The 24,635-nt window shown below is 60.6% G+C and carries 21 protein-coding genes; 9 read left to right on the top strand and 12 right to left on the bottom strand.

The window, feature by feature from the left end; translation table 11 throughout:
- The first annotated feature begins 49 nt into the window (after positions 1-49).
- Positions 50-1,972, top strand: a complete 1,923-nt coding sequence (locus AC0Z5Z_RS01980; RefSeq protein ID WP_485610633.1) for an acetyl-CoA hydrolase/transferase C-terminal domain-containing protein — start codon at positions 50-52, stop codon at positions 1,970-1,972.
- 131 nt (positions 1,973-2,103) lie between these two features.
- Here the strand turns inward: AC0Z5Z_RS01980 and AC0Z5Z_RS01975 are convergent, their stop codons facing one another.
- Complete coding sequence (locus AC0Z5Z_RS01975; protein WP_016772573.1) at positions 2,104-2,676, bottom strand: xanthine phosphoribosyltransferase; 573 nt, start codon at positions 2,674-2,676, stop codon at positions 2,104-2,106.
- Positions 2,677-2,733: 57 nt separating this feature from the next.
- A complete protein-coding gene (gene rep / locus AC0Z5Z_RS01970; RefSeq protein ID WP_280038047.1) occupies positions 2,734-4,743 on the bottom strand; it encodes a DNA helicase Rep in 2,010 nt (669 codons plus the stop codon).
- A gap of 272 nt (positions 4,744-5,015) precedes the next feature.
- Here rep and AC0Z5Z_RS01965 point away from each other — a divergent pair, with 272 nt between their 5' ends.
- The gene (locus AC0Z5Z_RS01965) at positions 5,016-6,689 is read left to right on the top strand and encodes a putative bifunctional diguanylate cyclase/phosphodiesterase (RefSeq protein ID WP_056791613.1); all 1,674 of its coding nucleotides are present in this window, start codon (positions 5,016-5,018) and stop codon (positions 6,687-6,689) included.
- A gap of 128 nt (positions 6,690-6,817) precedes the next feature.
- Here AC0Z5Z_RS01965 and AC0Z5Z_RS01960 read toward each other — a convergent pair whose 3' ends face one another.
- Positions 6,818-8,212: a NorM family multidrug efflux MATE transporter gene (locus AC0Z5Z_RS01960; protein ID WP_150637108.1), complete on the bottom strand. Its 1,395-nt coding sequence runs from the start codon at positions 8,210-8,212 to the stop codon at positions 6,818-6,820.
- A 160-nt stretch (positions 8,213-8,372) separates the two neighbouring features.
- Here AC0Z5Z_RS01960 and AC0Z5Z_RS01955 point away from each other — a divergent pair, with 160 nt between their 5' ends.
- The 3 genes from AC0Z5Z_RS01955 to AC0Z5Z_RS01945 all read left to right on the top strand — a co-directional run bounded on the left by AC0Z5Z_RS01955 (position 8,373) and on the right by AC0Z5Z_RS01945 (position 12,868).
- Positions 8,373-9,293 (top strand): LysR substrate-binding domain-containing protein, encoded by a 921-nt coding sequence (locus AC0Z5Z_RS01955; protein ID WP_024014781.1) that lies wholly within the window; start codon positions 8,373-8,375, stop codon positions 9,291-9,293.
- A gap of 188 nt (positions 9,294-9,481) precedes the next feature.
- Complete coding sequence (locus tag AC0Z5Z_RS01950; RefSeq protein WP_016772578.1) at positions 9,482-11,458, top strand: methyl-accepting chemotaxis protein; 1,977 nt, start codon at positions 9,482-9,484, stop codon at positions 11,456-11,458.
- A gap of 195 nt (positions 11,459-11,653) precedes the next feature.
- Positions 11,654-12,868 carry an aldose 1-epimerase family protein gene (locus AC0Z5Z_RS01945; protein ID WP_485610632.1) on the top strand — a complete coding sequence of 405 codons (1,215 nt, stop codon included), beginning with the start codon at positions 11,654-11,656 and terminating at the stop codon, positions 12,866-12,868.
- On the opposite strand, the gene AC0Z5Z_RS01940 is transcribed toward AC0Z5Z_RS01945, so the two are convergent.
- From AC0Z5Z_RS01940 to AC0Z5Z_RS01925, 4 genes are all read right to left on the bottom strand, one after another.
- Positions 12,865-14,358: a YifB family Mg chelatase-like AAA ATPase gene (locus AC0Z5Z_RS01940; RefSeq protein ID WP_485610631.1), complete on the bottom strand. Its 1,494-nt coding sequence runs from the start codon at positions 14,356-14,358 to the stop codon at positions 12,865-12,867. The genes AC0Z5Z_RS01945 and AC0Z5Z_RS01940 overlap by 4 nt on opposite strands.
- Before the next feature lie 595 nt (positions 14,359-14,953).
- Entirely contained in the window at positions 14,954-15,499 is a 546-nt protein-coding gene (locus tag AC0Z5Z_RS01935; RefSeq protein ID WP_457264931.1) for an N-acetyltransferase, read from the bottom strand.
- Positions 15,500-15,694: 195 nt separating this feature from the next.
- A complete protein-coding gene (locus AC0Z5Z_RS01930; protein WP_252877099.1) occupies positions 15,695-16,207 on the bottom strand; it encodes a BRO-N domain-containing protein in 513 nt (170 codons plus the stop codon).
- A 364-nt stretch (positions 16,208-16,571) separates the two neighbouring features.
- Positions 16,572-16,832: an accessory factor UbiK family protein gene (locus tag AC0Z5Z_RS01925; protein ID WP_008086041.1), complete on the bottom strand. Its 261-nt coding sequence runs from the start codon at positions 16,830-16,832 to the stop codon at positions 16,572-16,574.
- Between the two features lie 394 nt (positions 16,833-17,226).
- Here AC0Z5Z_RS01925 and glnK point away from each other — a divergent pair, with 394 nt between their 5' ends.
- The 4 genes from glnK (at position 17,227) to sutA (ending at position 20,009) form a co-directional block, all read left to right on the top strand.
- Positions 17,227-17,565 (top strand): P-II family nitrogen regulator, encoded by a 339-nt coding sequence (gene glnK, locus AC0Z5Z_RS01920; RefSeq protein ID WP_002555808.1) that lies wholly within the window; start codon positions 17,227-17,229, stop codon positions 17,563-17,565.
- A 37-nt stretch (positions 17,566-17,602) separates the two neighbouring features.
- Entirely contained in the window at positions 17,603-18,940 is a 1,338-nt protein-coding gene (locus AC0Z5Z_RS01915) for an ammonium transporter (protein WP_041476939.1), read from the top strand.
- A gap of 215 nt (positions 18,941-19,155) precedes the next feature.
- A complete protein-coding gene (locus tag AC0Z5Z_RS01910) occupies positions 19,156-19,581 on the top strand; it encodes a secondary thiamine-phosphate synthase enzyme YjbQ (RefSeq protein WP_024014775.1) in 426 nt (141 codons plus the stop codon).
- 101 nt (positions 19,582-19,682) lie between these two features.
- Entirely contained in the window at positions 19,683-20,009 is a 327-nt protein-coding gene (gene sutA / locus AC0Z5Z_RS01905; RefSeq protein WP_056791627.1) for a transcriptional regulator SutA, read from the top strand.
- 190 nt (positions 20,010-20,199) lie between these two features.
- Here the strand turns inward: sutA and AC0Z5Z_RS01900 are convergent, their stop codons facing one another.
- The 5 genes from AC0Z5Z_RS01900 to lysA are packed head-to-tail and all read right to left on the bottom strand — an operon-like array spanning position 20,200 to position 24,626.
- Entirely contained in the window at positions 20,200-20,907 is a 708-nt protein-coding gene (locus tag AC0Z5Z_RS01900; RefSeq protein WP_056791630.1) for an HAD family hydrolase, read from the bottom strand.
- Positions 20,904-21,803, bottom strand: a complete 900-nt coding sequence (gene xerC / locus AC0Z5Z_RS01895) for a tyrosine recombinase XerC (protein WP_252877097.1) — start codon at positions 21,801-21,803, stop codon at positions 20,904-20,906. The genes AC0Z5Z_RS01900 and xerC overlap by 4 nt, the downstream gene beginning before the upstream one ends.
- A gap of 2 nt (positions 21,804-21,805) precedes the next feature.
- Positions 21,806-22,531: a DUF484 family protein gene (locus AC0Z5Z_RS01890; protein ID WP_315434573.1), complete on the bottom strand. Its 726-nt coding sequence runs from the start codon at positions 22,529-22,531 to the stop codon at positions 21,806-21,808.
- A 13-nt stretch (positions 22,532-22,544) separates the two neighbouring features.
- Positions 22,545-23,375: a diaminopimelate epimerase gene (gene dapF, locus AC0Z5Z_RS01885; RefSeq protein WP_041476933.1), complete on the bottom strand. Its 831-nt coding sequence runs from the start codon at positions 23,373-23,375 to the stop codon at positions 22,545-22,547.
- A gap of 3 nt (positions 23,376-23,378) precedes the next feature.
- On the bottom strand, positions 23,379-24,626 hold the full coding sequence (lysA, locus tag AC0Z5Z_RS01880; RefSeq protein ID WP_056791636.1) for a diaminopimelate decarboxylase: 1,248 nt from the start codon (positions 24,624-24,626) through the stop codon (positions 23,379-23,381).
- Between the last annotated feature and the right edge of the window lie 9 nt (positions 24,627-24,635).

The raw sequence follows: 24,635 nt of genomic DNA, 5'->3' as shown, positions 1-24,635 counted from the left end.
AAGGCAATCTCGGTCTACCCCTATCAATAGAACGGGCGGGAGGCTTCAGATGGTGCAGTTGTGTTCGATCGAACAGGCGGTGGACGACGTGCTGGCGCGTTTGCCTGCGCACATCCACATGGGCCTGCCGCTGGGGTTGGGCAAGCCGAATCACTTCGTTAACGCGCTATACCGGCGCATCAAGGACCTGCCCGAGCGGCAGCTGACGATCTATACCGCGCTGTGCCTCGGTCGGCCGAATCTGGGCGATGGGTTGCAGAAGCGCTTTATCGAGCCTTTCGTCGAACGCGTGTTTGGTGATTATCCGGAGTTTGATTTTCTCGCCGATCTCCAGCATGACAGCCTGCCCGCCAACATCCGAATCCAACAGTTCTTCATGCAGACGGGCAGTCTGCTCAACAGCGCGCCGGCGCAGCAGGATTACGTCAGCAGCAATTACAGCCATGCTGCCCGCGACATCAATGCGGCGGGCCTGAACCTTGTGGCGCAACTGCTGGCCAGCAACAGTGAGCATCCCGATCGTCTGAGCCTGAGCTGCAACCCGGACATCACCCTCGACCTGCTGCCGATGATCGCCAAGCGCCGCGAAGCGGGGGAGACCATTGTGCTGGTCGGCCAGGTCCATACGGATCTGCCGTACATGCCCGGCGATGCGGAAGTCGATATCGACACGTTTGATCTGCTGATCGACGAAAAGGACAGCAGCACGCTGTTTTCCACGCCGAATATGCCGGTGGGCTTTCAGGATCATTTCATTGGCTTGCACGCCAGTGCGCTGGTGCGCGATGGCGGTACATTGCAAATTGGTATCGGCTCGATGGGGGATGCGTTGACTGCTGCGCTACTCGCGCGGCAGGCCGATAACGCCGGCTATCAGGCGGTGCTCAATGACATCAACCTCAGCCAATGGGCGCAATTGATTCAGCGCGAGGGCGGCACCGCGCCATTTGCCAAAGGCCTCTACGGTTGCAGCGAGATGTTCGTCAACGGGCTGCTGGTTTTGGCGGATGCCGGGATCATCCGGCGCAAGGTCTATCCGGATGTGCCGACCCAAGAGCAGGCCAACGCCGGCAGCCTAGATGAAGCGGCACAGCCTGACGGTATCTGCGTCCACGGCGGCTTCTTCCTCGGGCCGCGCAGCTTTTATGAACGGCTGCGCGAGTTGCCGCAAAGCAAGCTGCTGGAATTCAACATGACCCGTATCAGCTACATCAACGAGCTGTACGGCCAGGAAGAGCTCAAGCGCTTGCAGCGCATCGATGCGCGCTTCATCAACACCGTGTTCACCATGACTCTGCTCGGCGCCGGCGTGGCTGATCAATTGGCAGACGGACGCGTGCTCAGCGGGGTTGGCGGCCAGTACAACTTTGTTGCTCAGGGCCATGCGCTGGAGGGCGCGCGATCGATGTTGATCCTGCGCAGCTGGCGCGAATCGGGCGGCGAGGTCAGTTCCAATATCGTCTGGGACTACGGCCACTGCACGATCCCGCGGCACCTGCGCGACATCGTCGTCACCGAGTACGGCATCGCCGACCTGCGCGGAAAATCCGACGCAGCGGTGATCGAAGCGCTGCTCAACATCAGCGATTCTCGCTTCCAGCCGGGACTGATCGAACAGGCGCAGAAAGTCGGCAAGCTGCCAAAGGATTTCCGTATCGATCCACGGTTTGCCGATAACACACCGCAACGCTTGCAGGCGATTGCCGCGCGACATCCGAACCTGTTTCCGGAGTATCCGCTGGGCTGTGATTTCACCGCGATCGAACGTGATCTGCTGCGGGCGCTGAACTGGCTGAAGAGCAAGTTCAAGCTGACTGAGATTCTGGAATTGGGCAAGGCAGCGCTGGATGCGCCGGAGGCCTCAACGTTCCCGGAACACCTTGAGCGGATGCAGCTGACCAATCCGGAGGGCCTGAAGGAGGACCTTTTCCAACGCCTGCTGCTCACAGGCCTCAAAGCTACCGCGCAATAACTGCCCACACCAGAACCCACTGTGGGAGCGAGCCTGCTCGCGAAAGCGGTGTGTCATTCACTCAACAGGGTGACTGACACAATGCATTCGCGAGCAGGCTCGCTCCCACAGGGGAAACTCGGTGCCGCTGGTTACTCGATGAAGGTAACGACGCCATCCTTCAGCGATTGCACCCGGGCCAGCGACTCAACGCGGTAGCCCTGCGAGTCCAGTTCGGCGCGGCCGCCCTGGAACGACTTTTCGATGACGATGCCCAGACCGGCGACGGTGGCGCCGGCCTGTTTGATGATCGAGATCAGCGCTTGCGAGGCCTTACCGTTGGCCAGGAAATCGTCGATGATCAGCACGCGGTCGCTGCTGGTCAGGTGGCGCGGGGAAATGGCCACGGTGCTTTCGGTCTTCTTGGTGAACGAGTAGACGGTCGCCGAGAGCAGGTTTTCAGTCAGGGTCAGCGACTGTTGCTTGCGGGCGAAGATCACCGGCACGCCGAGGTTCAGACCGGTCATGATCGCCGGGGCGATGCCTGAGGCCTCGATGGTGACGATCTTGGTGATCCCGGAATCCTTGAACAGCGCGGCGAATTCGTCACCGATGAGCTTCATCAGGGCCGGGTCGATCTGGTGGTTCAGGAAAGCGTCGACTTTCAGGACCTGATCGGAAAGCACGATGCCTTCTTCGCGGATTTTTTTGTGCAGTGCTTCCACAACAGCTTCCTCTGTTGGCGCGATGGGCGCCGAAGGTAGATTAAAAAGTAGTCGATTCTAGCGCTTTAACATCGCGCGTATATCGGCCAATGCGCTATTGCCACGCACGGCTTTGACTTCAGTCGGGGTGTCGTCGTTGCCTTCCCAGGCCAGATCGTCCGGCGGCAGTTCATCGAGGAAGCGGCTCGGCGCGCAGTCGATGATTTCGCCGTACTGCTTGCGCTTGGCTGCGAAGGTGAAGGCCAGGGTCTGGCGGGCGCGGGTGATGCCCACGTAGGCCAGGCGACGCTCTTCTTCGATGGTGTCGGCTTCGATGCTGGAACGATGCGGGAGGATTTCCTCTTCCATGCCCATGATGAACACGTAGGGAAATTCCAGCCCTTTGGACGCATGCAGCGTCATCATCTGCACACCTTCGGCACCGTCCTCTTCTTCCTGCTGGCGCTCGAGCATGTCACGCAGCACCAGTTTGCCGATGGCGTCTTCGACGGTCATTTCGCCGTCTTCGTCTTTCTCGAGGGTGTTTTTCAACGCCTCGATCAGGAACCAGACGTTGCCCATGCGGTAGTCCGCCGCCTTGTCGCTGGAGCTGTTGGTGCGCAGCCAGTTCTCGTAGTCGATGTCCATGACCATGCTGCGCAGCGCCGAAATCGGATCTTCGCCGGCGCACTGCTCGCGGACCTTGTCCATGAAGCGCTTGAAGCGCGCCAGGCGATCAGTAAAGCGGCTGTCGAGATGTTCGCCCAGGCCAATTTCGTCGGTGGCGGCGTACATCGAGATCTTGCGTTCGGTGGCGTAGTTGCCGAGCTTTTCCAGGGTGGTCGAGCCGATCTCGCGACGCGGCACGTTGATCACGCGCAGGAAGGCGTTGTCGTCATCCGGATTGACGATCAGGCGGAAGTAGGCCATCAGGTCCTTCACTTCCTGACGACCGAAGAAGCTGTTGCCGCCGCTCAGGCGATACGGCACTTGGTGGTGCTGCAGCTTCAATTCGATCAGCTTGGCCTGGTAGTTACCGCGATAGAGAATGGCGAAATCGCTGTACGGGCGGTCGGTGCGCAAGTGCAGGCTGAGGATTTCCATGGCCACGCGCTCGGCTTCGGCGTCCTCGTTGCGGCAGCGGATCACGCGGATCTCGTCGCCGTGGCCCATCTCGCTCCACAACTGTTTTTCGAATTCGTGCGGATTGTTCGAGATCAGCACGTTGGCGCAGCGCAGGATGCGGCTGGTGGAGCGGTAGTTCTGCTCGAGCATGACCACTTTCAAGGACGGGTAGTCGTCCTTGAGCAGCATCAGGTTTTCCGGGCGCGCGCCACGCCAGGCATAGATCGACTGGTCATCGTCGCCCACCACGGTGAACTGGTTGCGCTTGCCGATGAGCATCTTCACCAACAGATACTGACTGGCGTTGGTGTCCTGGTATTCGTCGACGAGCAGGTAACGGACCTTGTTCTGCCACTTTTCGAGAATGTCGGCGTGTTCTTCGAGGAGCTTTACTGGCAGCAGGATCAGGTCATCGAAGTCCACCGCGTTGAACGCCTTGAGCGTGCGCTGGTAGTGGGTGTAGACGATCGCGGCGGTCTGTTCCTTGGGATTGCGCGCGTTTTCCAGGGCCTGGGCGGGCAGGATCAGGTCGTTTTTCCAGGCGCCGATCATGTTCTTGATCTCGTCGACGCCGTCGTCGCCTGCGTATTCCTTCTGCATGATGTCGGTCATCAGGGCTTTGACGTCGGTCTCGTCGAAGATCGAGAAACCGGGTTTGTAGCCCAGCCGCGCATGCTCCTTGCGGATAATGTTCAAGCCCAGGTTGTGGAAGGTGCAGACGGTCAGGCCGCGTCCTTCGCCGGCACGCAACAGGGTGCCGACCCGCTCTTTCATTTCGCGCGCTGCCTTGTTGGTAAAGGTCATGGCGACGATGTACTGGGCGCGGATGCCGCAGTTCTGAATCAGGTGCGCGATCTTGCGCGTGATCACGCTGGTCTTGCCGGAGCCAGCACCGGCGAGCACCAATAGAGGGCCGCCGACGTAGTTCACGGCTTCTTGCTGCCGGGGATTGAGTCGGGACATACGAAAATTCGGGAGTCGTTGACGAAATGGGCCGGCATTTTAACAGGCTCAGCGATTTGTGCTGCTCTGTCCGACTTGTGACGCAACACGCGATTCAAATTTGCCGGTTTTGTTACTTTCACGCAGGATGCGCGGGGATTTTGCGGCTAATGTTCTCATTCGTGACACAAAATAACGTTTCGAGGCCGTTGTCATCAGACAACGCATTGGTCATTGTTCAGCACACCGGCATAATGCCCCGCCTACATCATTGCAGAGTCTAGGGAGTCAGCTTGTCTACGCCTGTCGAACCCTTGCGTTTGCTGCTACTGGCCGAAGAGCCAGCGTGGACAGCGTTGTTGCGTGAGTGTCTGGCTCCGATGGGGAGCGCGGCGGTGCTGATCAGCGCGCCGAACTGGGATTCGGTCAGCCGCCTGTTCGAAGACAACCGCCACGCGGTACTGCTGACCCTGCCAGCGTTGCAACCGCCGCCCGGTCGTTGCAGCCTGCCGACCGTTCTGCTGCTGGAGCACGAACCGGCCACTGCGCCGGTCGGTGTCAGCGACTGGCTGGTATTCGACGCCCTCGACGCCGGCATGCTCCAGCGTTGCCTGCGCCATGTGCGCGAACGCGGCGTGCTGGAAAACACTCTCCAGCGTCTCGCCGAACAGGATCCGCTGACCGGCATCGCCAATCGCCAGGGCTTTCAGACTCTGCTTACTGCGCGTCTTGCCGAAGGCGACGGGCGCGGTCTCGCCCTCGGCCATCTCGATCTCGACAATTTTCGCCATGCCAACGACGCCCTCGGGCATCAGGCCGGCGATCGTCTGATTCTGCAGGTCGTCGCGCGGCTGAAAAGTCAGCTGGAGGCCGGCGATCAACTGGCACGGCTGGGCAGCGATGAATTCGCTCTGCTGATCGATACCCGCCGCGCGCCGCAACGCGCCGAGTGGATGGCCGAACGCATCACTGAGGCGTTGGCCGAACCTTATTGGGTCGACGGCGAGAGCCTGCTGATCGGCTCCAGCCTTGGCATCGCCCATGCCCGCGCCAATGGCGGGGCCGATCCATTGATGTGGCACGCGCACATCGCCATGCAGCAGGCCAAGAGCACACAGGGCTGCACTTTTCATATCTTCAACGAACGCATCAACCGCAACGCACGAAGCATGGCCGACCTCGAAAGCGAGCTGCGCCGGGCCTTGCGCCGCGATGAGCTGGAACTGCATTACCAGCCACGCCTGAATCTTGAGGATGGCCAGATTGTCGGCCTCGAAGCGCTGGTGCGCTGGCGTCATGGCGAGCGCGGTCTGTTGCCACCGAGTGAATTTGTGCCGCTGGCCGAGCAGAGCGGTCTGATCGTGCCATTGGGTTACTGGGTGATTTCTCGCGCCTTGCGCGATATGCAGGCCTTGCGCGAGCAGGGGCTGCCGGCGCTGCACATGGCGATCAACCTGTCGTTCCGCCAGTTTCAGGACAGCCAGTTGCTGCCGACACTCAGCCGTCTGATTGCCGAGCGCGGCGTCGAGGCGCAGTGGCTGGAATTCGAACTGACCGAAACCGCGGTAATGCGGCGCAGCGATCTGGTCAAACAGACCATGGATGCGCTCGGCCGCCTCGGTGTGCGCTTCTCCCTGGACGATTTCGGCACCGGGTTTTCGTCGTTCGTGCACCTCAACAGCCTGCCGATCACCTTGCTGAAGATCGACAAGAGTTTTGTCGGCGGCATGGAACAGCGCGAAGAGAACCGCAAACTGGTGCACGCGATGATCAACCTCGCGCACAACCTGCATCTGGAAGTGGTCGCCGAGGGCGTCGAGACGCCGGAGCAACTGGAGTTGTTGCGCGGGTTCGGCTGCGATCAGGTGCAGGGTTATCTGATCAGCCGGCCGTTGCCGTTGGATGAGCTGGTGGAATATCTGACGTCTGGATCGAACCAGCAGCCGGCCCTGGAAATCGTCGGTTGATCACAATTGTTGCGGCCGGCGCAAATCCCCGTGGGAGCGAGCCTGCTCGCGAAGGCGTTATGTCAGCTGGATGATCTGGGCCTGACACTCGGTCTTCGCGAGCAGGCTCGCTCCCACAAAGGAAACCCTCATTCGGCCTGTGGGATGTTGAAACCTTGAGCTTGCGGCTCGCGCCGAATCATCCGCTGCATCTTCCATTCGAATGCCAGCGTCAAACTCACCGCCGCACACGCCAGGCCCAGCGCCAATCCCCACCAGACGCCCGTCGGCCCCCAGTTCAAATGGAACGCCATCCACCACGCCGCCGGTGCGCCAATCAGCCAATAGCAAGCCAGTCCGACCAGAAATGTGGTTTTGGCATCCTTGAGCCCACGAATGCAGCCCATGGCAATCGTCTGCGTGCCGTCGAACAGCTCGAACCACGCCGCTACTGCCAGCAGGCTCACCGCCAGACGGATCACCTCGGCAAACGCCGGGTCATTATGGTCCAGGAACAGGCCGACCAACTGGTTCGGCCACAGCCAGAACACCAGGGCGAAGCCGAGCATCACCACGGCGCCGAAAGCGATACCGACACGCCCGGACATCCGTGCATCGACCAGTTGCCCGGCGCCGTAGTGTTGGCCGACGCGCATGGTGATGGCATAGGACATCCCGGCCGGGACCATGAAGGCCACCGACACGATCTGCAGGGCGATCTGATGCGCACCCATTTGCGTACTGCCCATGGTGCCCATGCACAACGCGGCAAAGGCAAACAGCCCGACTTCCACCGCATAGGTGCCGCCAATCGGCAGGCCCAGGCGCCAGAGTTCTTTCAGGTATTGCCGGTTCGGCCGCGACAGACCGGCGCGCAACGGATAAGCGTCATAGGCCGGATGCCGGCGGATATGCCAGGCCAGCGCCAGTGCCATGCAGTTGGCGACAATCGCCGTGACCAGACCGATGCCGGTCAGACCCAGCTGCGGCAGGCCGAACATGCCGGTAATCAGCGCGTAGTTGAGCAGGAAGTTGGCCACCGTGCCGGCGAGGCTGATGACCATCACTGGCGTCGCCCGGCCGATTGCACTGGTAAAGCCGCGCAGCGCCATGAAGCTCAGATAACCGGGCAGGGCGAAGGGCAGGGCGATGAGGAATTGCCCGGCGGCGTTGACGTTGGTTTCGGTCTGGCCGAACAGCAGCAACACCGGTTTGAGGTTCCACAACAGCAGCCCGGCGCCGAGGGCCATCAGCCAGGCCAGCCACAACCCGGCCTGGGTCAGGCGCGCGGCACCGATGATGTCGCCGGCACCCTGACGGATCGCCACCAGAGTGCCGACCGCTGCAATAACGCCGATGCAGAAAATCGACACGAACGAGTAGCTCGCCGCACCGAGGCCGCCCCCGGCCAGCGCCTCGGGGCTCAGGCGCGCCATCATCAGAGTATCGGTCAGCACCATCAGCATGTGCGCCAACTGCGAAGCAATCAGCGGCCCCGCCAGCCGCAGGATGGCCCAGAGTTCGGTACGCACAGGATGCCGCATGGTCATCACCACCCAAATTTCAGAGGGAACAGAAGAGCGTCGATTCTCGGCGCTTGGCAGGCGTTGCACAAAGGGATAAAAAGGATGGGTGGCATGATTAATACTCATCCTGAAACGTACCCGCCGGATTGGCTATATCCCCGCTACTGGAGCTTTTTGTATGTCCCGACGCCTTCCGCCGTTGTATGCCCTGCGCGCATTCGAAGCGGCAGCGCGACACAGCTCGTTCACCCGCGCGGCGGAAGAATTGTCGATCACCCAGAGCGCGGTCAGTCGGCACATGCGCACCCTTGAAGAACACTTCGCCTGCCGGCTGTTTCATCGCAGCGGGCGCAACCTGCAACTGACCGAATCGGCACGGCTGCTGCTACCCGGTATCCGCGAAGGCTTCGCCGCCCTCGAGCGCGCCTGCAATACCTTGCGCGCCGAGGACGACATCCTGCGCATGAAAGCGCCATCGACCCTGACCATGCGTTGGCTGCTGGCGCGGTTGAGTCGCTTCCGCCATTTGCAGCCGGGCAATGAGGTGCAACTGACCAGCGCGTGGATGGACATTGATTCGGTGGACTTCAACAACGAACCGTTCGATTGCGCGGTGTTGCTCAGTGACGGGCATTTCCCGCCGGACTGGGAAGCGAGCCTGCTGTTTCCCGAGGAATTGATTCCGGTCGGAGCGCCGAACCTGCTCAATGACCAACCTTGGGATGTAGCGCGTCTTGCGACCGCCGAACTGCTGCACCCGACCCCGGATCGCCGCGATTGGCGCAGTTGGCTGGAGCGCATGGGCCTGTCCGATCAGGTCTCGCTCAAGGGCGGACAAGTGTTCGATACGCTGGAGCTGGGCATGATCGCCGCGGCGCGCGGCTATGGCGTTTCGATGGGTGATCTGTTGATGGTTGCCGAAGATGTTGCGCAAGGGCGCTTGAGCCTGCCGTGGCCGACCGCCGTCGCCAGTGGCCTGAATTATTACCTGGTGTGGCCGAAACCGCGTCCGGGAGGTGAACGTTTGCGCCGCCTCAGCGATTTTCTCCAAGGCGAAGTCCGCGCCATGCAATTGCCGGCGGTAGAGCGCTTGAGCTGAAACGTTCGAGCCGGCACAATGCCACTACTGCGCCATACCCACGCAATCCGCTCAAGTATTCGGTTTTACCGCCGACTACGAGCATGTGGAACCGTCGTGCCGGTTCCGCGTTACACCCCACTATTAGAATATTTTCCGGGCAATTACCGCGATCAAGGAGGATTCGGTGGCTCGGCCAGGAGCTGTTCATGTCTCAACCTCGTGCTCGGATCGCCTCGCAGCTGGGTCTTGCCCTTGCTGTGATACTGGCGATAGTCATCAGCGGCAGTACGGTGTTCGCCTTGCGTTCGCTGGATTCCGCCAACCTCGCCACCCGTGAAGAGCATCTGGCCAGTGAGGCCCGGCTGCTGGCCGATCAACTGAGTACCTTCCACGGTACGCTGCGCGAAAGCACCCTGCGCCTGAGCGGTCTGTTCGAAAAACGCTTCGGCAGTGGCCTGAGTGTGCACCCTGATCAGCCAGTGACCGTGGCCGGCGTGCAGACCCCGGGTCTGCATCTGGGCAACGAAGTGCTGAACAACAACTTCAAGGAAGTTGACGAGTTCAAGCAGATGACCGCCGGTGTGGCCACGGTATTCGTGCGCAGCGGCGAAGACTTCATTCGCGTCAGCACCAACGTCAGCAAGCAGGACGGCACCCGTGCCATCGGCACCGTGCTCGATCATGCCAACCCGGCCTACGCGAAGTTGATGGCGGGGCAGAGTTATGTCGGTCGCTCGCTGCTGTTCGAGCGCTACTACATGTCGCAGTACACACCGGTGCGCGATGCGGGCGGCAAGATCATCGCCGTGTTGTACGTAGGTTTCGATTACACCGACGCGCAGAACGCGCAGTTCGCCAATCTCAAGCGCTTCCGCATTGGCAAGACCGGCTCGCTGGCCCTGCTCGACGAGCAGAACAAATGGCTGGTGCCGATTGCCGGCGTCGAAAACCTGGATCAAGCCGCCCCGACCATCAACAACCTGGTGAAAACCCCGGGCAAGGGTGAGTTCTGGAGCGACAAGGGCGAGGACTTCTACAGCATCGCCGTGCCGTTTGAAGGTGGTCCGTGGTCGGTGGTGGCGAGCATGCCGAAAGCCGAGATCCGCGCGGTGACCTGGAGCGTCGGTACGCAACTGGCGATCGGCAGCCTGCTGGCGATGTTGCTTGCGGTCGGTTCCGTGGTCTGGCTGCTGCGCAGCAAACTCGCGCCGTTGGGCGATCTGGTGCGTCAGGCTGAGGCCTTGGGTGCTGGTGATCTGAGCGTGCGTCTGAACGTATCGAGCCACGATGAAATCGGGCAGCTGTCCCGCGCGTTCAACCAGATGAGCCAGGCGCTGTCGACCATGGTCGAGCACATCCGCCGCGCTTCGGAAGAGGTCAATAGCCGTGCGCAGGCGCTGTCCGGTTTGTCCGGTGGTGCTTACGAAGGCATGGAGCAACAGTCGGGCGAAATCACCAGCATGGCCGGCGCCGTGGAAGAGTTCAGCGCGACGTCGTTGAACATCGCCGACAACATGGGCGCGACCCAGCGCCTGGCGCAGGAAAACGCTCAGCAAACCCAGATCGGCCGAAGCTCGATGGAAGAAGCGTCGTCGTCGCTGGAGCAGATCGCCGGTGCGCTGAACAGCACCGCCAGCGTGATCAACACGCTGGGGCAGCGTTCTCAGGAAATCGGCGGCATTGTCGGTGTGATCACCTCGATCGCCGAGCAGACCAACCTGTTGGCGCTCAACGCTGCCATCGAAGCCGCTCGTGCCGGTGAACAAGGTCGCGGTTTTGCCGTGGTCGCGGACGAAGTGCGCAGCCTCGCCTCGCGTACCCGTCAGGCGACCGACGAAATCTCCAGCATGATCCACAGCATCCAACAGGAAACCGGCAACGCCATCAGCACCATGGAACAGGGCAATGTGCTGATGCAGGAAGGCCTGTCGCGCAACGCCAATGTCGCCTCGGCGCTGGCGCGGATCGACGAGCAGAGCCGTTCGGCAGGCCAGCAGTTCGCCGCGATCACCACCGCCACTCAGGAACAGAGCAGCACTGCGACTCTGTTGAGCAGCAATTTGCAGAGCATCGCACTGGCCAACAGTGAGCAGCGTGAGGTTGTGTCGAACCTGGCTGTCACCGCGAAAGAGCTGGAGAAGCTGGCGGCGGATCTGCGTTCCGAGGTTGATCGCTTCCGTTGATGCGTCTTTGAAACAGCTACCGCGAGCAGGCTCGCTCCCACAGTTTTCGGTGTGATTCACAAAGGTTGTGAAATCCGGAAACCCCAGTGGGAGCGAGCCTGCTTGCGAATGCTTTTCTCCCACCGCTTCTTTGCACTTGCTGAAACGTTTCCGCAGCGCTATAAAAATGGCACAACTCCAATAAAGGCTGCTGCCATGACCCCGCTCAAACTCCTCGTCGCCCTCGGCGTATTCTCTGCCGCTTCTCACGCAATGGCCTGGGACTATGTCCTGCTCGACGCCAATACTCCGGCAAAAAACTGGACGATCACCAGCGAGCAACTCGGTGTAAAAACCGCCAAACCGTTTTCCGTGACCCTGCGTACTCTGCATGGCGGTCGTCAGGAGGGCGTCAGCATCGTCGACATCGATAACGGCACGATGAAACTCTCGGTGGTGCCGACCCGTGGCATGAACGTGTTGCAGGCCTCGGTGGGCGACGTGCGCATGGGCTGGGATTCGCCGGTCAAGGACGTGGTCAACCCGGCGTTCATCGAGCTCAACGGTCGCGGTGGTCTGGGCTGGCTGGAAGGCTTCAATGAGCTGGTCACCCGTTGCGGTTACGAGTGGGTTGGCCATCCCGGCATGGATAACGGCGAATTGCTGACCTTGCACGGTCGCGCCGCCAACATCCCGGCCAGCACCGTCACTCTGCACATCGACGAGAAGCCGCCGTATGCCATCACGCTGCGTGGCGAGCTGAAAGAGCAGGCATTCAAGAAAGTCGATTTCTCGGTAGCGACCGAACTGGTCACCGAACCGGGCAGCGCAAGCTTCGCCCTTAACGACACTCTGACCAACAACGGCGACTATGCGAAGGAATATCAGGCGCTGTATCACAGCAATTTCAGCACACCGTTTCTTGAGCAAGGGGCAAAATTCGCTGCGCCGGTGAAGCAGGTGTCGCCGTTCAACGACAAGGCCAAGGGTGATCTGCCCGACTGGCAGACCTATCGCGCGCCGACCAAGGATTACGACGAAACCGTCTACAACGTCGTGCCTTACGCCGACGCCAAGGGCGACACCTTGACCGTGTTGCACAACAAGGCCGGTAGTCTCGGCGTATCCGTAGGCTTCAACACCGAGCAGTTGCCGGTGTTCTCGCTGTGGAAAAACACCGACACCCAGGGGCAGGGCTACGTCACCGGCCTGGAACCGGGAACCAGTTTTTCCTACAACCGTCGCTATCAGCGGCCGTTGAATCTGGTGCCGACCATCGCCCCAAAAGAACACAAGCAGTTCCAGATCAGCTACAGCCTGCTGGCCGATAAAGCTGCGGTGGATAACGCCCTGAAGCGTGTGACCGATATTCAGGCCGGGCGCGACACCGAAGTGCGCCAGACGCCGCTGGTTGATCTGACCGAGCATTAAGGTGTCGCCGGCCGGTATTGCAGTGCCTCGGCCAAGTGTTCGCGCTTGATTGCATCGACTTGCTCGAGGTCTGCCAGAGTGCGGGCGACCTTGAGCAGGCGATGGGCCGAGCGCAGCGAAAGCGTCAGCCGTTCACAGGCTGATTCCAGCCATGTCTCATCGGCTGTGGATAACTTGCAGTGCCGCTTCAATCCCGGCAGATCGAGAAACGCATTGGCACAGCCCTGACGCTTCTGCTGTCGTTCGCGAGCCTCGGCCACCAAAGCCGCAGCGCTGGCGCTGTTTTCGCCGGGCTTGGCTGCCGGATTCAACGCGGTTGCCTCCCGCGCCACGGTCAGGTGCAGATCGATACGATCCAGCAGCGGCCCTGACAGCTTGTTGCGATAGCGTTGGACCATATCCGGTGTGCACGAGCATTTGCCGCTGGGTTCGCCGAGATATCCACAGGGGCACGGATTCATCGCGGCAACCAATTGAAATCGCGCGGGGAAACGTACGCGATCCTTGGCCCGCGCGATGACGATATGTCCCGACTCCAAAGGCTCGCGTAAAACTTCCAACACCTTGCGATCAAACTCCGGCAACTCATCGAGAAACAGCACGCCGTGGTGGGCGAGGGTGATCTCGCCGGGTTGCGGTTTCGAGCTGCCACCGACCAATGCCGGCCCTGAAGCCGAATGGTGTGGTTGGCGGAAGGGGCGTTGCGGCCAGTGAGTCAGAGGCACCCCGCTGGCGACCGATTGAATCGCTGCCACTTCCAGCGCCTCGCATTCGGAAAGCGGCGGCAGCAAACCCGGCAGACGACTGGCCAGTAATGTCTTGCCGGTTCCCGGTGGCCCGCTGAACAACAAATTGTGAGCTCCCGCTGCGGCAATCAGCAGTGCGCGCTTTGCGGCTGTTTGCCCCTGCACTTCGTTGAGGTCGGGATAGGGCTTGGCAGCGTGCATCAAACCATCGGAAACGTAAGGCTCCACCGGCGTGTGCCCATTGAAATGCGCCACCGCTTCCAGCAAATGATCGACGGCAAACACCTTGAGGCCCGAGGCCAGGCATGCCTCTTCCGCATTGGCCCGAGGCACCACCAACGCCCGTCCGGCCTTGCGCGCCGCCAGTGCCGCCGGCAGCACGCCACGCACCGGCCGCACGGCACCCGACAGCGCCAACTCACCCAGACATTCCACCTCGTCCAGGGTCAGGCAGGGCACCTGCACACTCGCCGACAGAATCCCCAAGGCAATCGCCAGATCAAACCGCCCGCCATCCTTGGGCAGGTCCGCCGGCGCCAGATTCAAGGTGATCCGCCGCGCCGGAAATTGCAGTCCGGAATTGATGATCGCGCTGCGTACGCGATCCTTGCTCTCCTTCACCGCCGCTTCAGGCAGGCCGACCATGGTCAGCGACGGCAGACCGTTGGCCAGATGGACTTCGACGGTAACAGCGGGGGCTTCCACGCCAACCTGGGCGCGACTGTGGACGATGGAGAGGGACATGGTCGTTCCTTGAGTTGAATCGGGGGCCGCTTCCTGCGGGTTTTTGAAGGATAGTTGAGCCGGGTTTCAGTGCTGAAATAGAGGTTTACAAGACGTATCAAGACCCGATGGGCTGTCAGTGCTTGCCTGAATTGGAGCGTTGACTCTCGCTCGGCATTGACGGATCCTCCCGCTCGAGGACTGCAACTGCGCATTCGTTGGGACTGGGCACCAGTAAAAGCTCCCCCGCATTTTTGGCAGCAGAGAAAGCTGGTTTCTCTGAAGTAGTGACGACGGGCCAGCTCGTCGGATTCTGAACCCATGGTTGCAAAGCCAGGAGCTAAAGAATCGCTGCGACTACTCCTCCAAACACAAAAAAGGCGTCCTATGGACGCCTTTTTATTTTTGACTCAGGATCTTCTACCGGCCAGCGGGCCGCTTGGCTCAAGCTCTGGCCCACACGTAACAGCAACTTCAATAAATCGCCGTTGGTTGGCTGACATATCCCCAGCCAACCGGAGTGCTTCGAGATGTAGTTCAACAATCTGAAGAAGCTTTGCCTTTCGCTTTTTTGGGCTCATACGCACCTCGTACGATTGGGTTGTTGATTTCGATGTTATTGACCGTTCACAGAAATGACAAGCCGGTTGGTATGGTCGAATTCGAACCCCAGTTTCCGGTAGTAAAAGACAACATTCGGATCAGGATCCTGAATTTCGATTTCTTTGCATCCTAGCGCTCGCGCATAGTGATCTGCGACAAGCAGAGCAATCGGCGCGATCCTGCCGCGAAGCGGGTGCGCCCTGTCCGGATGCCCTTCCAACAGAATAATCTTTAAGCAGATAGAGCTTGCGCGCGGGGTCGCATAGCACATGCCGCAAAGAATCTGTTTGAACCATATCGCCAAATCCAGACCTTTCGCATCTTTACTTTTCCAGTCTGCAACGTCATCCCAAGGGAAAATTGTTGGCCCCTCCCAGAGAAAGTATTGCTTTATCGCTGCTGGGGTAATTGGCTCAAACTTGACCGCTGCTGCATCAATATTTGGGATTCTCGGGGCAATGTTCTTTATAAAGAATTTGTAGGCGATCTTTCGCGAGTTTGATCTGAATGTCTGGTTGCGAAGATCCGTTGCTTTGCCTTTTCTTCTCATTGTTTTCATCTGTTTGGATCTGGTCGCAGAAGATAGCCAGCAGAGAGGGGGCAGCGAAATCAGACGTGGGGGACGCGTTTTGTAGGACGTTACTTCTGTGAGTGGAGGATTTCGGAGTAGGGGGGGCGAGTTAACGAAGACACAAAACAGGTCATTTCAGTGGTATCACTGAAATGACCGTTGGTGAGGTTGCAGCGCAAAAATTCAGATCAATTGCAGAGCCTTTCTCCACCATGAGTTCACAACCGTGCGGTTTGCTTGTTCTCGCTCCGTCACCATGTGTGGTACATCCTGCAACCGTATCCACGGCTGGTTATTCCAGTGCAGCAAACTCAACGTCATGTCCGGCCAACTGAGCAAGCTGAGATGTGGGCGTTCGCTTGTGCTGGGGAGTTGGGCGTCGCGCAGGGTGGGGATGACTTGGTGGGTGAGCCATTCGCGCAGCGCTCGGTATTCGGGACAGTAGTGGTAGACGAGGAGGGCGTAGATGCCTGATTCGCTGATCAGCAGGGTGTTTTCGATCTGGTTGTGGATCAGGGTTTTGCGGGTTTGGTATTGGTCGGGGTCGAGTTTTCGCAGCATGCGTTCGTTGAGGTAGATGTGCAGCAGGCGGCTCAGGTCTCGGGCGCAGAACCAGGGTTGGTTCTGAATGAGGAGTGCGTTGAGGGGGAGTTTGTGGCGGGTGAAGATGCTAGGTGTCAGGTAGTTTTCGTCCATGGTTCAGTTCTCGAATTCAAGTGAAGAAAACTGCTTCTGTTCGTCGCCAAACGAAAAGGGTGGCAGCTATGCGCGGGTTGGCGAACCGGTGAATTCGAAACCGGCAGACCCTGAGGTCTCCCACGCAAAGCCGCCATAACTCGTTGAGAGAAAAAACCTCTGTGTGAGTTTAGTTGCATTGCGTCAAATTCGATCCAGGTCGCCAAACCCGGTGCTGAACATTCAGCATCGGATGAGCTTAGAAACTTGGGCTTTTCGGCGCAATCGGACGGCGGTGGTGCAGGTTGTAGGACGTTGCGGGGATGGTTGAAGGGCTGAAGATCAAAAGATCGCAGCCTTCGGCAGCTCCTACAGGGGACGCGAATTATTCAGCGGGCGGTGTCAGCTTCGCTTCCATCTCGGCAACCTTGGCTTCGAGGCTTTCGAGGCGGGCGCGAGTACGCGCCAGCACTACCATCTGACTATCGAACTCTTCCCGGCTGACCAGATCAAGTTTGCTGAAGGCACTTTGCAGCAGCATTTTGAACTGGCTTTCGATTTCGGCTTTCGGCAGCGGGGTGTCGCCGTTGAAGAGGCGGGAGGCGGTGCCGCTCAGGGCGTCGAGGAAGTCTTTGGGCGCGAGCATGGGAAATGTCCTGGAAACAATGGCCGGCAGTGTATCACGCAGTGTCTATAGTCAATCCCGTTGCACGGATGCACGCTTTTCGCGCAGGGGGACGGACGGTGGCGCACCGTTGTTGTGCGTATCGGCAAAAGCTTTTCTGCCCGAGCGCTTGCAACAGGTGCCAAGCGATTGAAATGCAGGGTTTTTGCCGAGCTGGCAAGGTTTCTGCTTAGTCACCCTCGACCCATGCACTGATGCAGTCGCTGTGACGAATGCAGTGCGGCAGACGAAGCGGGGAGTTTCGTCTGATGCGGTTAGCTGGCGTCAACGATGCGTTACAAAGCCAGGCACTGCGCTTAGACTTGAGACGGGTTTGTTTTCCTGGGGCAAGTCCACCAATTCGGGAGAGAGTTTCATGAAGCTAGTCACTGCCATCATCAAGCCGTTCAAGTTGGACGACGTGCGCGAGTCGCTGTCCGAAATCGGCGTGCAGGGCATTACCGTCACTGAAGTCAAAGGCTTCGGCCGGCAGAAGGGTCACACCGAGCTGTATCGCGGCGCGGAATATGTGGTCGATTTTCTGCCCAAGGTGAAAATCGACGTGGCCATCGACGACAAGGACCTGGATCGGGTTATCGAGGCGATAACCAAAGCGGCCAACACCGGCAAGATCGGTGACGGCAAGATCTTCGTGGTCAATCTGGAACAGGCGATCCGCATCCGTACCGGCGAAACCGATACCGACGCGATCTAAGCGCCGCCACAAACCCAACGCCCCAGGAGAAAACAATATGACTCTGCGTAAATTCGCAGGGCTAGGCGCCCTGTTGTCCATCGTAATGCCCGGCATCGCCATGGCGGCAGACGAAGTGGCAGCGCCAGTCCTCAATTCCGGCGACACCGCCTGGATGCTCACCTCGACAGCGCTCGTGCTGTTCATGACCATCCCCGGCCTGGCGCTGTTCTACGGCGGTATGGTTCGCTCGAAAAACATTCTTTCCGTGCTGATGCAGTGCTTCGCCATTACCGGCCTGATCAGCATCCTGTGGGTCATTTATGGCTACAGCATTGCCTTCGACACCACCGGCATGGAACAGGGCGTCGTCAACTTCAATTCGTTCTTCGGCGGCATGGGCAAGGCGTTCCTCGCTGGTGTCACGCCTTCGAGCATCACCGGCCCGGCGGCGCTGTTCCCTGAGGCGGTGTTCATCACCTTCCAGATGACCTTCGCGATCATCACCCCGGCGCTGATCGTCGGTGCGTTCGCCGAGCGCATGAAGTTCTCCGCGATGCTGATCTTCATGGGCATCTGGTTCACGCTGGTTTATGCACCGATCGCGCACATGGTCTGGTCCGGTAACGGCGGCCTGATGTGGGACTGGGGCGTGCTCGACTTCGCTGGCGGCACCGTGGTGCACATCAACGCCGGTATCGCCGGCCTGGTCGCGTGCCTGGTACTGGGCAAGCGCAAAGGCTTCCCGACCACACCGATGGCTCCGCATAACCTCGGCTACACCCTGATGGGCGCGGCGATGCTGTGGGTCGGCTGGTTCGGCTTCAACGCCGGTTCCGCTGCAGCCGCCAACGGCACTGCCGGTATGGCCATGCTGGTTACCCAGATCGCCACGGCCGCTGCGGCACTGGGCTGGATGTTTGCCGAGTGGGTCACCCACGGCAAGCCAAGCGCACTGGGGATTGCTTCGGGCGTGGTCGCCGGTCTGGTCGCGATCACTCCGGCCGCTGGCACTGTAGGCCCGATGGGTGCACTGGTGATCGGTCTGGCCGCAGGCGTGGTGTGCTTCTTCTGCGCCACCACCCTGAAACGCAAACTCGGCTATGACGACTCCCTGGATGCCTTCGGCGTGCACGGTATCGGCGGTATCCTCGGCGCGATCCTCACTGGTGTGTTTGCCGCACCGGCACTGGGCGGCTTCGGCACCGTGACTGACATCGGCGCGCAGGTCTGGATTCAGATCAAAGGCGTCGGCTTCACGGTGATCTACACCGCGATCGTGACTTTCATCATCCTCAAGGTGCTGGACGCCGTCATGGGTCTGCGCGTAACCGAGGAAGAAGAGTCGGTCGGCCTCGATCTGGCACAACACAACGAACGCGGCTACAACCTGTAAGTACGCGCGGTAAAAAAATTGCCCGGTTCGCCGGGCATTTTTTTGTCCGGGATTTGTCATTCAAGGTGCGGCTGAAAGGATTTTTCTTACGGCTTTGGTCGTCTTTACGACGAGGCTTTTTCTGCGGGCAATCGCTTACATCGCTGCAGGAATATTAGGGCCTTTGTTTTTTTTCAGAGCACGCTAGAATGCGCCCCGAACGAGCGGAGAACTGTATGTGGCAACAGACTCTGATAACCCTGCGGGCAAGGCCCCGGGGCTTTCATCTGGTGACGGACGAGTTACTCGCAGGCTTGCCTGAACTCAAGACCTGTCGGGTCGGTCTGTTGCATTTGTGGCTGCAGCACACGTCGGCATCGTTGACCATCAACGAGAACGCCGATCCGGCAGTTCGTCGCGACTTCGAACGATTTTTCAATCGTCTGATCCCACAAGGAACAGACGGCTACGAGCACAACGACGAAGGCCCGGATGATCTCCCGGCGCACTTCAAGGCCAGCGTGCTCGGTTGCCAGATCAGTCTGCCGGTTGCGGCAGGGCGGCTGGCACTGGGTACCTGGCAAGGGATTTATCTGGGCGAGCACCGTGATCATGGCGGTGCCCGTAAAGTCCTCGCCACCTTGCACGGTGAACAGGCATGAGCCGCTGCCGGGCAGCGGCAGAAGATTTTTCAACGGCGGCTTCGACAGCCGCCAAAGCTGGTCTATAACTAATCTGCTTTTGGCAAGTCATGAGGTAGAACATGAGCGACGATGATCTGGAAAACGACGACCTCGAAGTAGGCGACGAAGACGAGGCCGAGGAAGGCCTGGAAGCGGCAGCGGAAGACGTTACCGAAGACGATGGCGGTGACGACACGCCGGCCCCGGCTGCCAAAGGCAAAGCCAAGGCTGCGGTCTCGGTCGACGAGTTGCCGAGCATCGAAGCCAAGAACAAGGAGCGTGACGCCCTGGCCAAGGCCATGGAAGAATTCCTTGCGCGCGGCGGCAAGGTGCAGGAAGTGGAGGCCAACGTGGTCGCCGATCCGCCCAAGAAGCCGGATAACAAGTACGGCAGCCGCCCTATCTGAGGCGCGTCGCTCGCTTGCTGAAAAAGCCCGCCGTCGCTGCGGGCTTTTTTATGCCTGAAATAAATCCGTTGAAAGCAAATGCAGTCCTCTGTGGGAGCGAGCCTGCTCGCGAAGAGGGCATGTCAGCCGACATACATGTTGAATGACACACCGCATTCGCGAGCAGGCTCGCTCCCACAGGGTTTGTGGATTATTTCGAGGTGGCATTCCAGCGGGAGAGGACGACGGGCAATTCGGTCAGGCTGCGAATTTCCGCATCCGGCAAGCGCTCCGCTTCCCAGACCTTGCCCGTCGGGTTGAACCACACCGCGCGCAAGCCTGCCTGCTGAGCGCCGGCAATGTCATCGCCAGGATGATCGCCGACATGCACCGCCGCTGCGGGGCTTACACCGCCGCGCTGCAACGCTTCATGAAACAGCCGCGCATCCGGTTTGGCGATGCCGATGTCTTCGGCGCACAAGGCGAACTTGAAGTAATCCGCCAGCCCCAGCCGACGCACGTCGGCATTGCCATTGGTGACCACGCCGAGGGCGTAATGATTGGCGAGCAGCTCCAGCAGCGGCTCGACCTCCGGGAACACCTCGATCTGATGCCGCGCATGCAGGAACACTTCAAAAGCCTTGTCAGCCAGCTCCGAGGCCTCGCCGTGGGCATACCCGGCTTCTTCCAGCGCATGGAACAGCACACGTCGACGCAGCGCGCTGATGCGGTGCTTGAGCCCCGGTTCGCCCGCCAGCACACGCTCGCGAATCGACCACAAATGCTCCACCGGCACCGCGCCCAGACCCGAGGCATGTTCGCTCAGCCATTCGCGCAACACGGTTTCGGCGCTGGCGATCACCGGAGCGGTGTCCCACAGGGTGTCGTCGAGGTCGAAGGTGATCAACTGAATGCTCATGAATCATCGCCTTTCATGCGTTTGGCCCGGGGATGGGCGCTGTCGTAGATCGCCGCCAGATGCTGGAAGTCGAGGTGGGTATAGATCTGTGTGGTTTTGATATCGGAGTGGCCGAGCAATTCCTGCACCGCGCGCAGATCCTGCGAGGACTCGAGCAAATGGCTGGCGAAGGAGTGCCGGAGCATGTGCGGGTGCAGGTTCTGCCCCAGTTCGCGCTCGCCAGCCAGTTTGACCCGCACCTGAATCGCGCGCGGGCCAAGGCGTCGGCCCTGCTGGCTGACAAATACGGCATCGTCTGCCGGGTTGGTCATTGCGCGTAGCGGCAACCAGTGTTCGAGGGCTTCGCGGGCCTTGGCGCCGACTGGCAGCAGCCGGGTCTTGCTGCCCTTGCCGAGCACCTGAACCATGCCGTCGGCGAGGTCGAGTTGATCGAGATTGAGCCCGGTCAGCTCGGACAGGCGCAGGCCAGAGGAATAGAACAGCTCCAGAATCGCCTGATCGCGCCGGGCGAGAAAATCGTCCTCGACCGCACCTTCCAGCAGCTGCAATGCGCGATCGGTATCAAGGGTTTTCGGCAGGCGTCGTTCGCCTTTCGGCGGGGCCAGGCCGGTGGCCGGGTCGTGGTCGCACAGGCCTTCGCGATTCAAGTAGTGATAGAGCCCGCGCACCGCCGAGAGCAGGCGGGCGAGGCTGCGCGAGGACTGGCCTTGCGCATGCAACCGGGCGATCAGGCTGCGCAGGCGCTGGATATCCAGCGCGGCCCAACTGCCGATGTTCTGCTTGATGCACCAGCCAAGGACTTTATCGAGGTCGCGGCGATAAGCCGACAGGGTGTGCGGCGACACCTGTCGCTCACTGCGCAGATGTTCGCAGTAAGCGTCCAGTTGTCGTTCCATGGTCAGCGTACCGAGCGCAGCGAGCTGTTGACCCGTGGCAGCACGCGGCCCATGACCTCGGCGATGTAGCTCAGGAACAGGGTGCCGACCGAGCTCTTGTAGTGCTGCGGGTCACGGCTGGCGATGGCCAGAATGCCGTGAATGCCCTGATGGCTGATGGCAACCACGGCGGTCGAGCCGATCTGCTGGCGCTGTTCTTCGCCGAAGAGGAAATCCAGCTCATGTTCACGCAGGCTGCCGCTGACGCTTTTGCCTTCGGTGAGCAGGCCACCGATCGCGGTTTGCGCGTCGGCGTGAGTCACCCAGCGGCCGACCGGTGCCGGGTTGTCGCCGAGCAGGATCAGGCTGACGAAAGGCACCTGGAAATCCTGACGCAGGCTGTCCTCAACGCTGATGACCACGTCTTCCAGGGTCGATGCATCCATCAGCGCGAGAATCAGGCGGCGGGTCTTTTCAAACAGGCGATCGTTGTCGCGGGCCACGTCCATCAGATGCGAAAGGCGATGGCGCATCTCGATGTTGCGGTCGCGCAGGATGGTCATCTGCCGTTCGACCAGCGACACGGTGTCGCCGCGTCGGTGCGGGATGCGCAACGACGGCAGCAGCTCTTCGTGCTCGACGAAAAAGTCCGGATGAGCCCCCAGGTAGGCGGCAACCGCGGCTGCCTCGAGGCTCTCGGACGCTGATTCGTCGGCTGGTCGGGCGGGTACCTGTGGCTTGTCGGTCATGATTTCTGCTCGCTCAAAGACGCACTTGTCCTTCGTATACACGCACTGCCGGACCGGTCATCAACACCGGTTCGCCCGGGCCGGCCCACTCGATGGACAGACGCCCGCCGGGCAGGTCGATCAACAGCGGCGAATCCATCCACCCCTGACTGATGGCCGCCACCGCCGCCGCACAGGCGCCGGTGCCGCAGGCCTGGGTTTCCCCGGCGCCGCGCTCCCAAACACGCAGTTGCGCGCGATGGCGATCGATGACCTGAAGGAAGCCGACATTGACCCGCGCCGGAAAGCGCGGGTGGTGTTCGATCTTCGGCCCCAGTTCATGCACCGGTGCGCTGTTGATGTCGTCCACGCGAATGACCGCATGGGGATTGCCCATCGACACGGCGGCCAGTTCGACCGTGGTGCCATCGACTTCCAGCTGATAGCTGCTGGCCTGGGCCGGCGCCTGGAATGGAATGTCTGCCGGCACCAGGCGCGGCGCGCCCATGTTGACGCCGATCTGGCCGTCGTTACGCACGTCCAGTTCGATGATGCCGCCCTTGGTCTCGACGCGGATCTGCCGCTTGGCGGTCAGGCGCTTGTCGAGCACGAAGCGGGCGAAGCAGCGCGCACCGTTGCCGCACTGCTCCACTTCCGAGCCGTCGGAGTTGAAGATCCGGTAGCGAAAGTCCACGTCCGGGTTGCTCGGCGCTTCGACGATCAGCAACTGGTCGAAACCGATACCGGTGTGGCGATCGCCCCATTGCTTGGCGTGTTTGGGCTGAATGTGCGCGTGCTGGCTGACCAGGTCGAGGACCATGAAGTCGTTGCCCAGGCCGTGCATTTTGGTAAAACGCAGCAGCATGGGTTACTCCGGCAGCAGGCTTTCGCCGGCAAACAGCTCGGCCACGGTTTCGCGGCGACGCACTTCAAAAACCTGATCACCATCCACCAGCACCTCGGCGGCACGGCCACGGGTGTTGTAGTTGGAGCTCATCACAAAACCGTAGGCGCCGGCCGAATGCACCGCCAGCAGATCGCCTTCTTCCAGCGCCAGCTCGCGGTCCTTGGCGAGGAAGTCGCCGGTTTCGCAGATCGGGCCGACGATGTCGTACTTGCGTGCAGCGCTGTCGCGCGGTTTCACCGCCGTGACGTCCATCCACGCCTGATACAGCGCCGGACGGATGAGGTCGTTCATCGCCGCGTCGACGATGGCGAAATCCTTGTGCTCGGTGTGCTTGAGGTATTCGACCTGCGTCAGCAACACGCCGCCATTGGCAACGATGAAGCGACCCGGTTCGAACACCAGCGCCAGATCACGCCCGTCGAGACGCTCGCGCACGGCTTTGATGTAGTCGGCAGCCAGCGGCGGCTCCTCATCGCGGTAACGCACGCCCAGGCCGCCACCGAGATCGATGTGGCGCAGGTGAATGCCGCAATCGCCCAGACGGTCGACCAGATCGAGCAAGCGATCGAGGGCGTCAATGAATGGCGGCAGGGTGGTCAGTTGCGAACCGATGTGGCAGTCGACACCGACTACTTCCAGGTTCGGCAGATGCGCGGCGCGCACGTACACGTCTTCGGCATCGGCAATGGCGATGCCGAACTTGTTCTCTTTCAGACCGGTGGAAATGTACGGATGGGTGCCGGCATCGACGTCCGGGTTCACGCGCAGCGAAACCGGGGCGCGAACACCCAGCTCGGCGGCGACTACTTGCAGGCGCTCGAGCTCGTCGGTGGATTCGACGTTGAAGCAGTGCACGCCGACTTCGAGGGCGCGGCGCATGTCGTCACGGGTCTTGCCGACGCCGGAGAAAACGATCTTGTCGGCGCTGCCACCAGCGGCCAGTACACGTTCCAGCTCGCCACGGGAAACGATGTCGAAACCGGCGCCGAGACGGGCCAGGACATTCAGTACACCGAGGTTGGAGTTGGCTTTGACCGCGAAGCAGACCAGATGCGGCATGCCGGCCAGCGCATCGGCGTAGGCCAGATACTGCGCTTCGATGTGCGCGCGCGAGTAGACATAGGTGGGCGTGCCGAAGCGGTCGGCGATGGCGGACAGCGCCACACCTTCCGCGAACAGCTCCCCGCCACGGTAGTTAAAAGCGTCCATGGCGATCCC

The sequence above is a fragment of the Pseudomonas sp. 1L-E-NC-VB-C3 genome (genome assembly GCF_057291535.1).
This window is presented reverse-complemented; position numbering and strand designations above follow the sequence as displayed.

Excerpts from the sequence above, each read along its gene's own strand:
- AC0Z5Z_RS01980 (WP_485610633.1), top strand. The coding sequence starts at position 50 with ATGGTGCAGTTGTGTTCGATCGAACAGGCGGTGGACGACGTGCTGGCG.
- rep (WP_280038047.1), bottom strand. The coding sequence starts at position 4,743 with ATGTCCCGACTCAATCCCCGGCAGCAAGAAGCCGTGAACTACGTCGGC.
- AC0Z5Z_RS01960 (WP_150637108.1), bottom strand. The coding sequence starts at position 8,212 with ATGCGGCATCCTGTGCGTACCGAACTCTGGGCCATCCTGCGGCTGGCG.
- AC0Z5Z_RS01955 (WP_024014781.1), top strand. The coding sequence starts at position 8,373 with ATGTCCCGACGCCTTCCGCCGTTGTATGCCCTGCGCGCATTCGAAGCG.
- AC0Z5Z_RS01950 (WP_016772578.1), top strand. The coding sequence starts at position 9,482 with ATGTCTCAACCTCGTGCTCGGATCGCCTCGCAGCTGGGTCTTGCCCTT.
- AC0Z5Z_RS01945 (WP_485610632.1), top strand. The coding sequence starts at position 11,654 with ATGACCCCGCTCAAACTCCTCGTCGCCCTCGGCGTATTCTCTGCCGCT.
- AC0Z5Z_RS01940 (WP_485610631.1), bottom strand. The coding sequence starts at position 14,358 with ATGTCCCTCTCCATCGTCCACAGTCGCGCCCAGGTTGGCGTGGAAGCC.
- AC0Z5Z_RS01935 (WP_457264931.1), bottom strand. The coding sequence starts at position 15,499 with ATGAAAACAATGAGAAGAAAAGGCAAAGCAACGGATCTTCGCAACCAG.
- AC0Z5Z_RS01930 (WP_252877099.1), bottom strand. The coding sequence starts at position 16,207 with ATGGACGAAAACTACCTGACACCTAGCATCTTCACCCGCCACAAACTC.
- AC0Z5Z_RS01925 (WP_008086041.1), bottom strand. The coding sequence starts at position 16,832 with ATGCTCGCGCCCAAAGACTTCCTCGACGCCCTGAGCGGCACCGCCTCC.
- glnK (WP_002555808.1), top strand. The coding sequence starts at position 17,227 with ATGAAGCTAGTCACTGCCATCATCAAGCCGTTCAAGTTGGACGACGTG.
- AC0Z5Z_RS01915 (WP_041476939.1), top strand. The coding sequence starts at position 17,603 with ATGACTCTGCGTAAATTCGCAGGGCTAGGCGCCCTGTTGTCCATCGTA.
- AC0Z5Z_RS01910 (WP_024014775.1), top strand. The coding sequence starts at position 19,156 with ATGTGGCAACAGACTCTGATAACCCTGCGGGCAAGGCCCCGGGGCTTT.
- sutA (WP_056791627.1), top strand. The coding sequence starts at position 19,683 with ATGAGCGACGATGATCTGGAAAACGACGACCTCGAAGTAGGCGACGAA.
- AC0Z5Z_RS01900 (WP_056791630.1), bottom strand. The coding sequence starts at position 20,907 with ATGAGCATTCAGTTGATCACCTTCGACCTCGACGACACCCTGTGGGAC.
- xerC (WP_252877097.1), bottom strand. The coding sequence starts at position 21,803 with ATGGAACGACAACTGGACGCTTACTGCGAACATCTGCGCAGTGAGCGA.
- AC0Z5Z_RS01890 (WP_315434573.1), bottom strand. The coding sequence starts at position 22,531 with ATGACCGACAAGCCACAGGTACCCGCCCGACCAGCCGACGAATCAGCG.
- dapF (WP_041476933.1), bottom strand. The coding sequence starts at position 23,375 with ATGCTGCTGCGTTTTACCAAAATGCACGGCCTGGGCAACGACTTCATG.
- lysA (WP_056791636.1), bottom strand. The coding sequence starts at position 24,626 with ATGGACGCTTTTAACTACCGTGGCGGGGAGCTGTTCGCGGAAGGTGTG.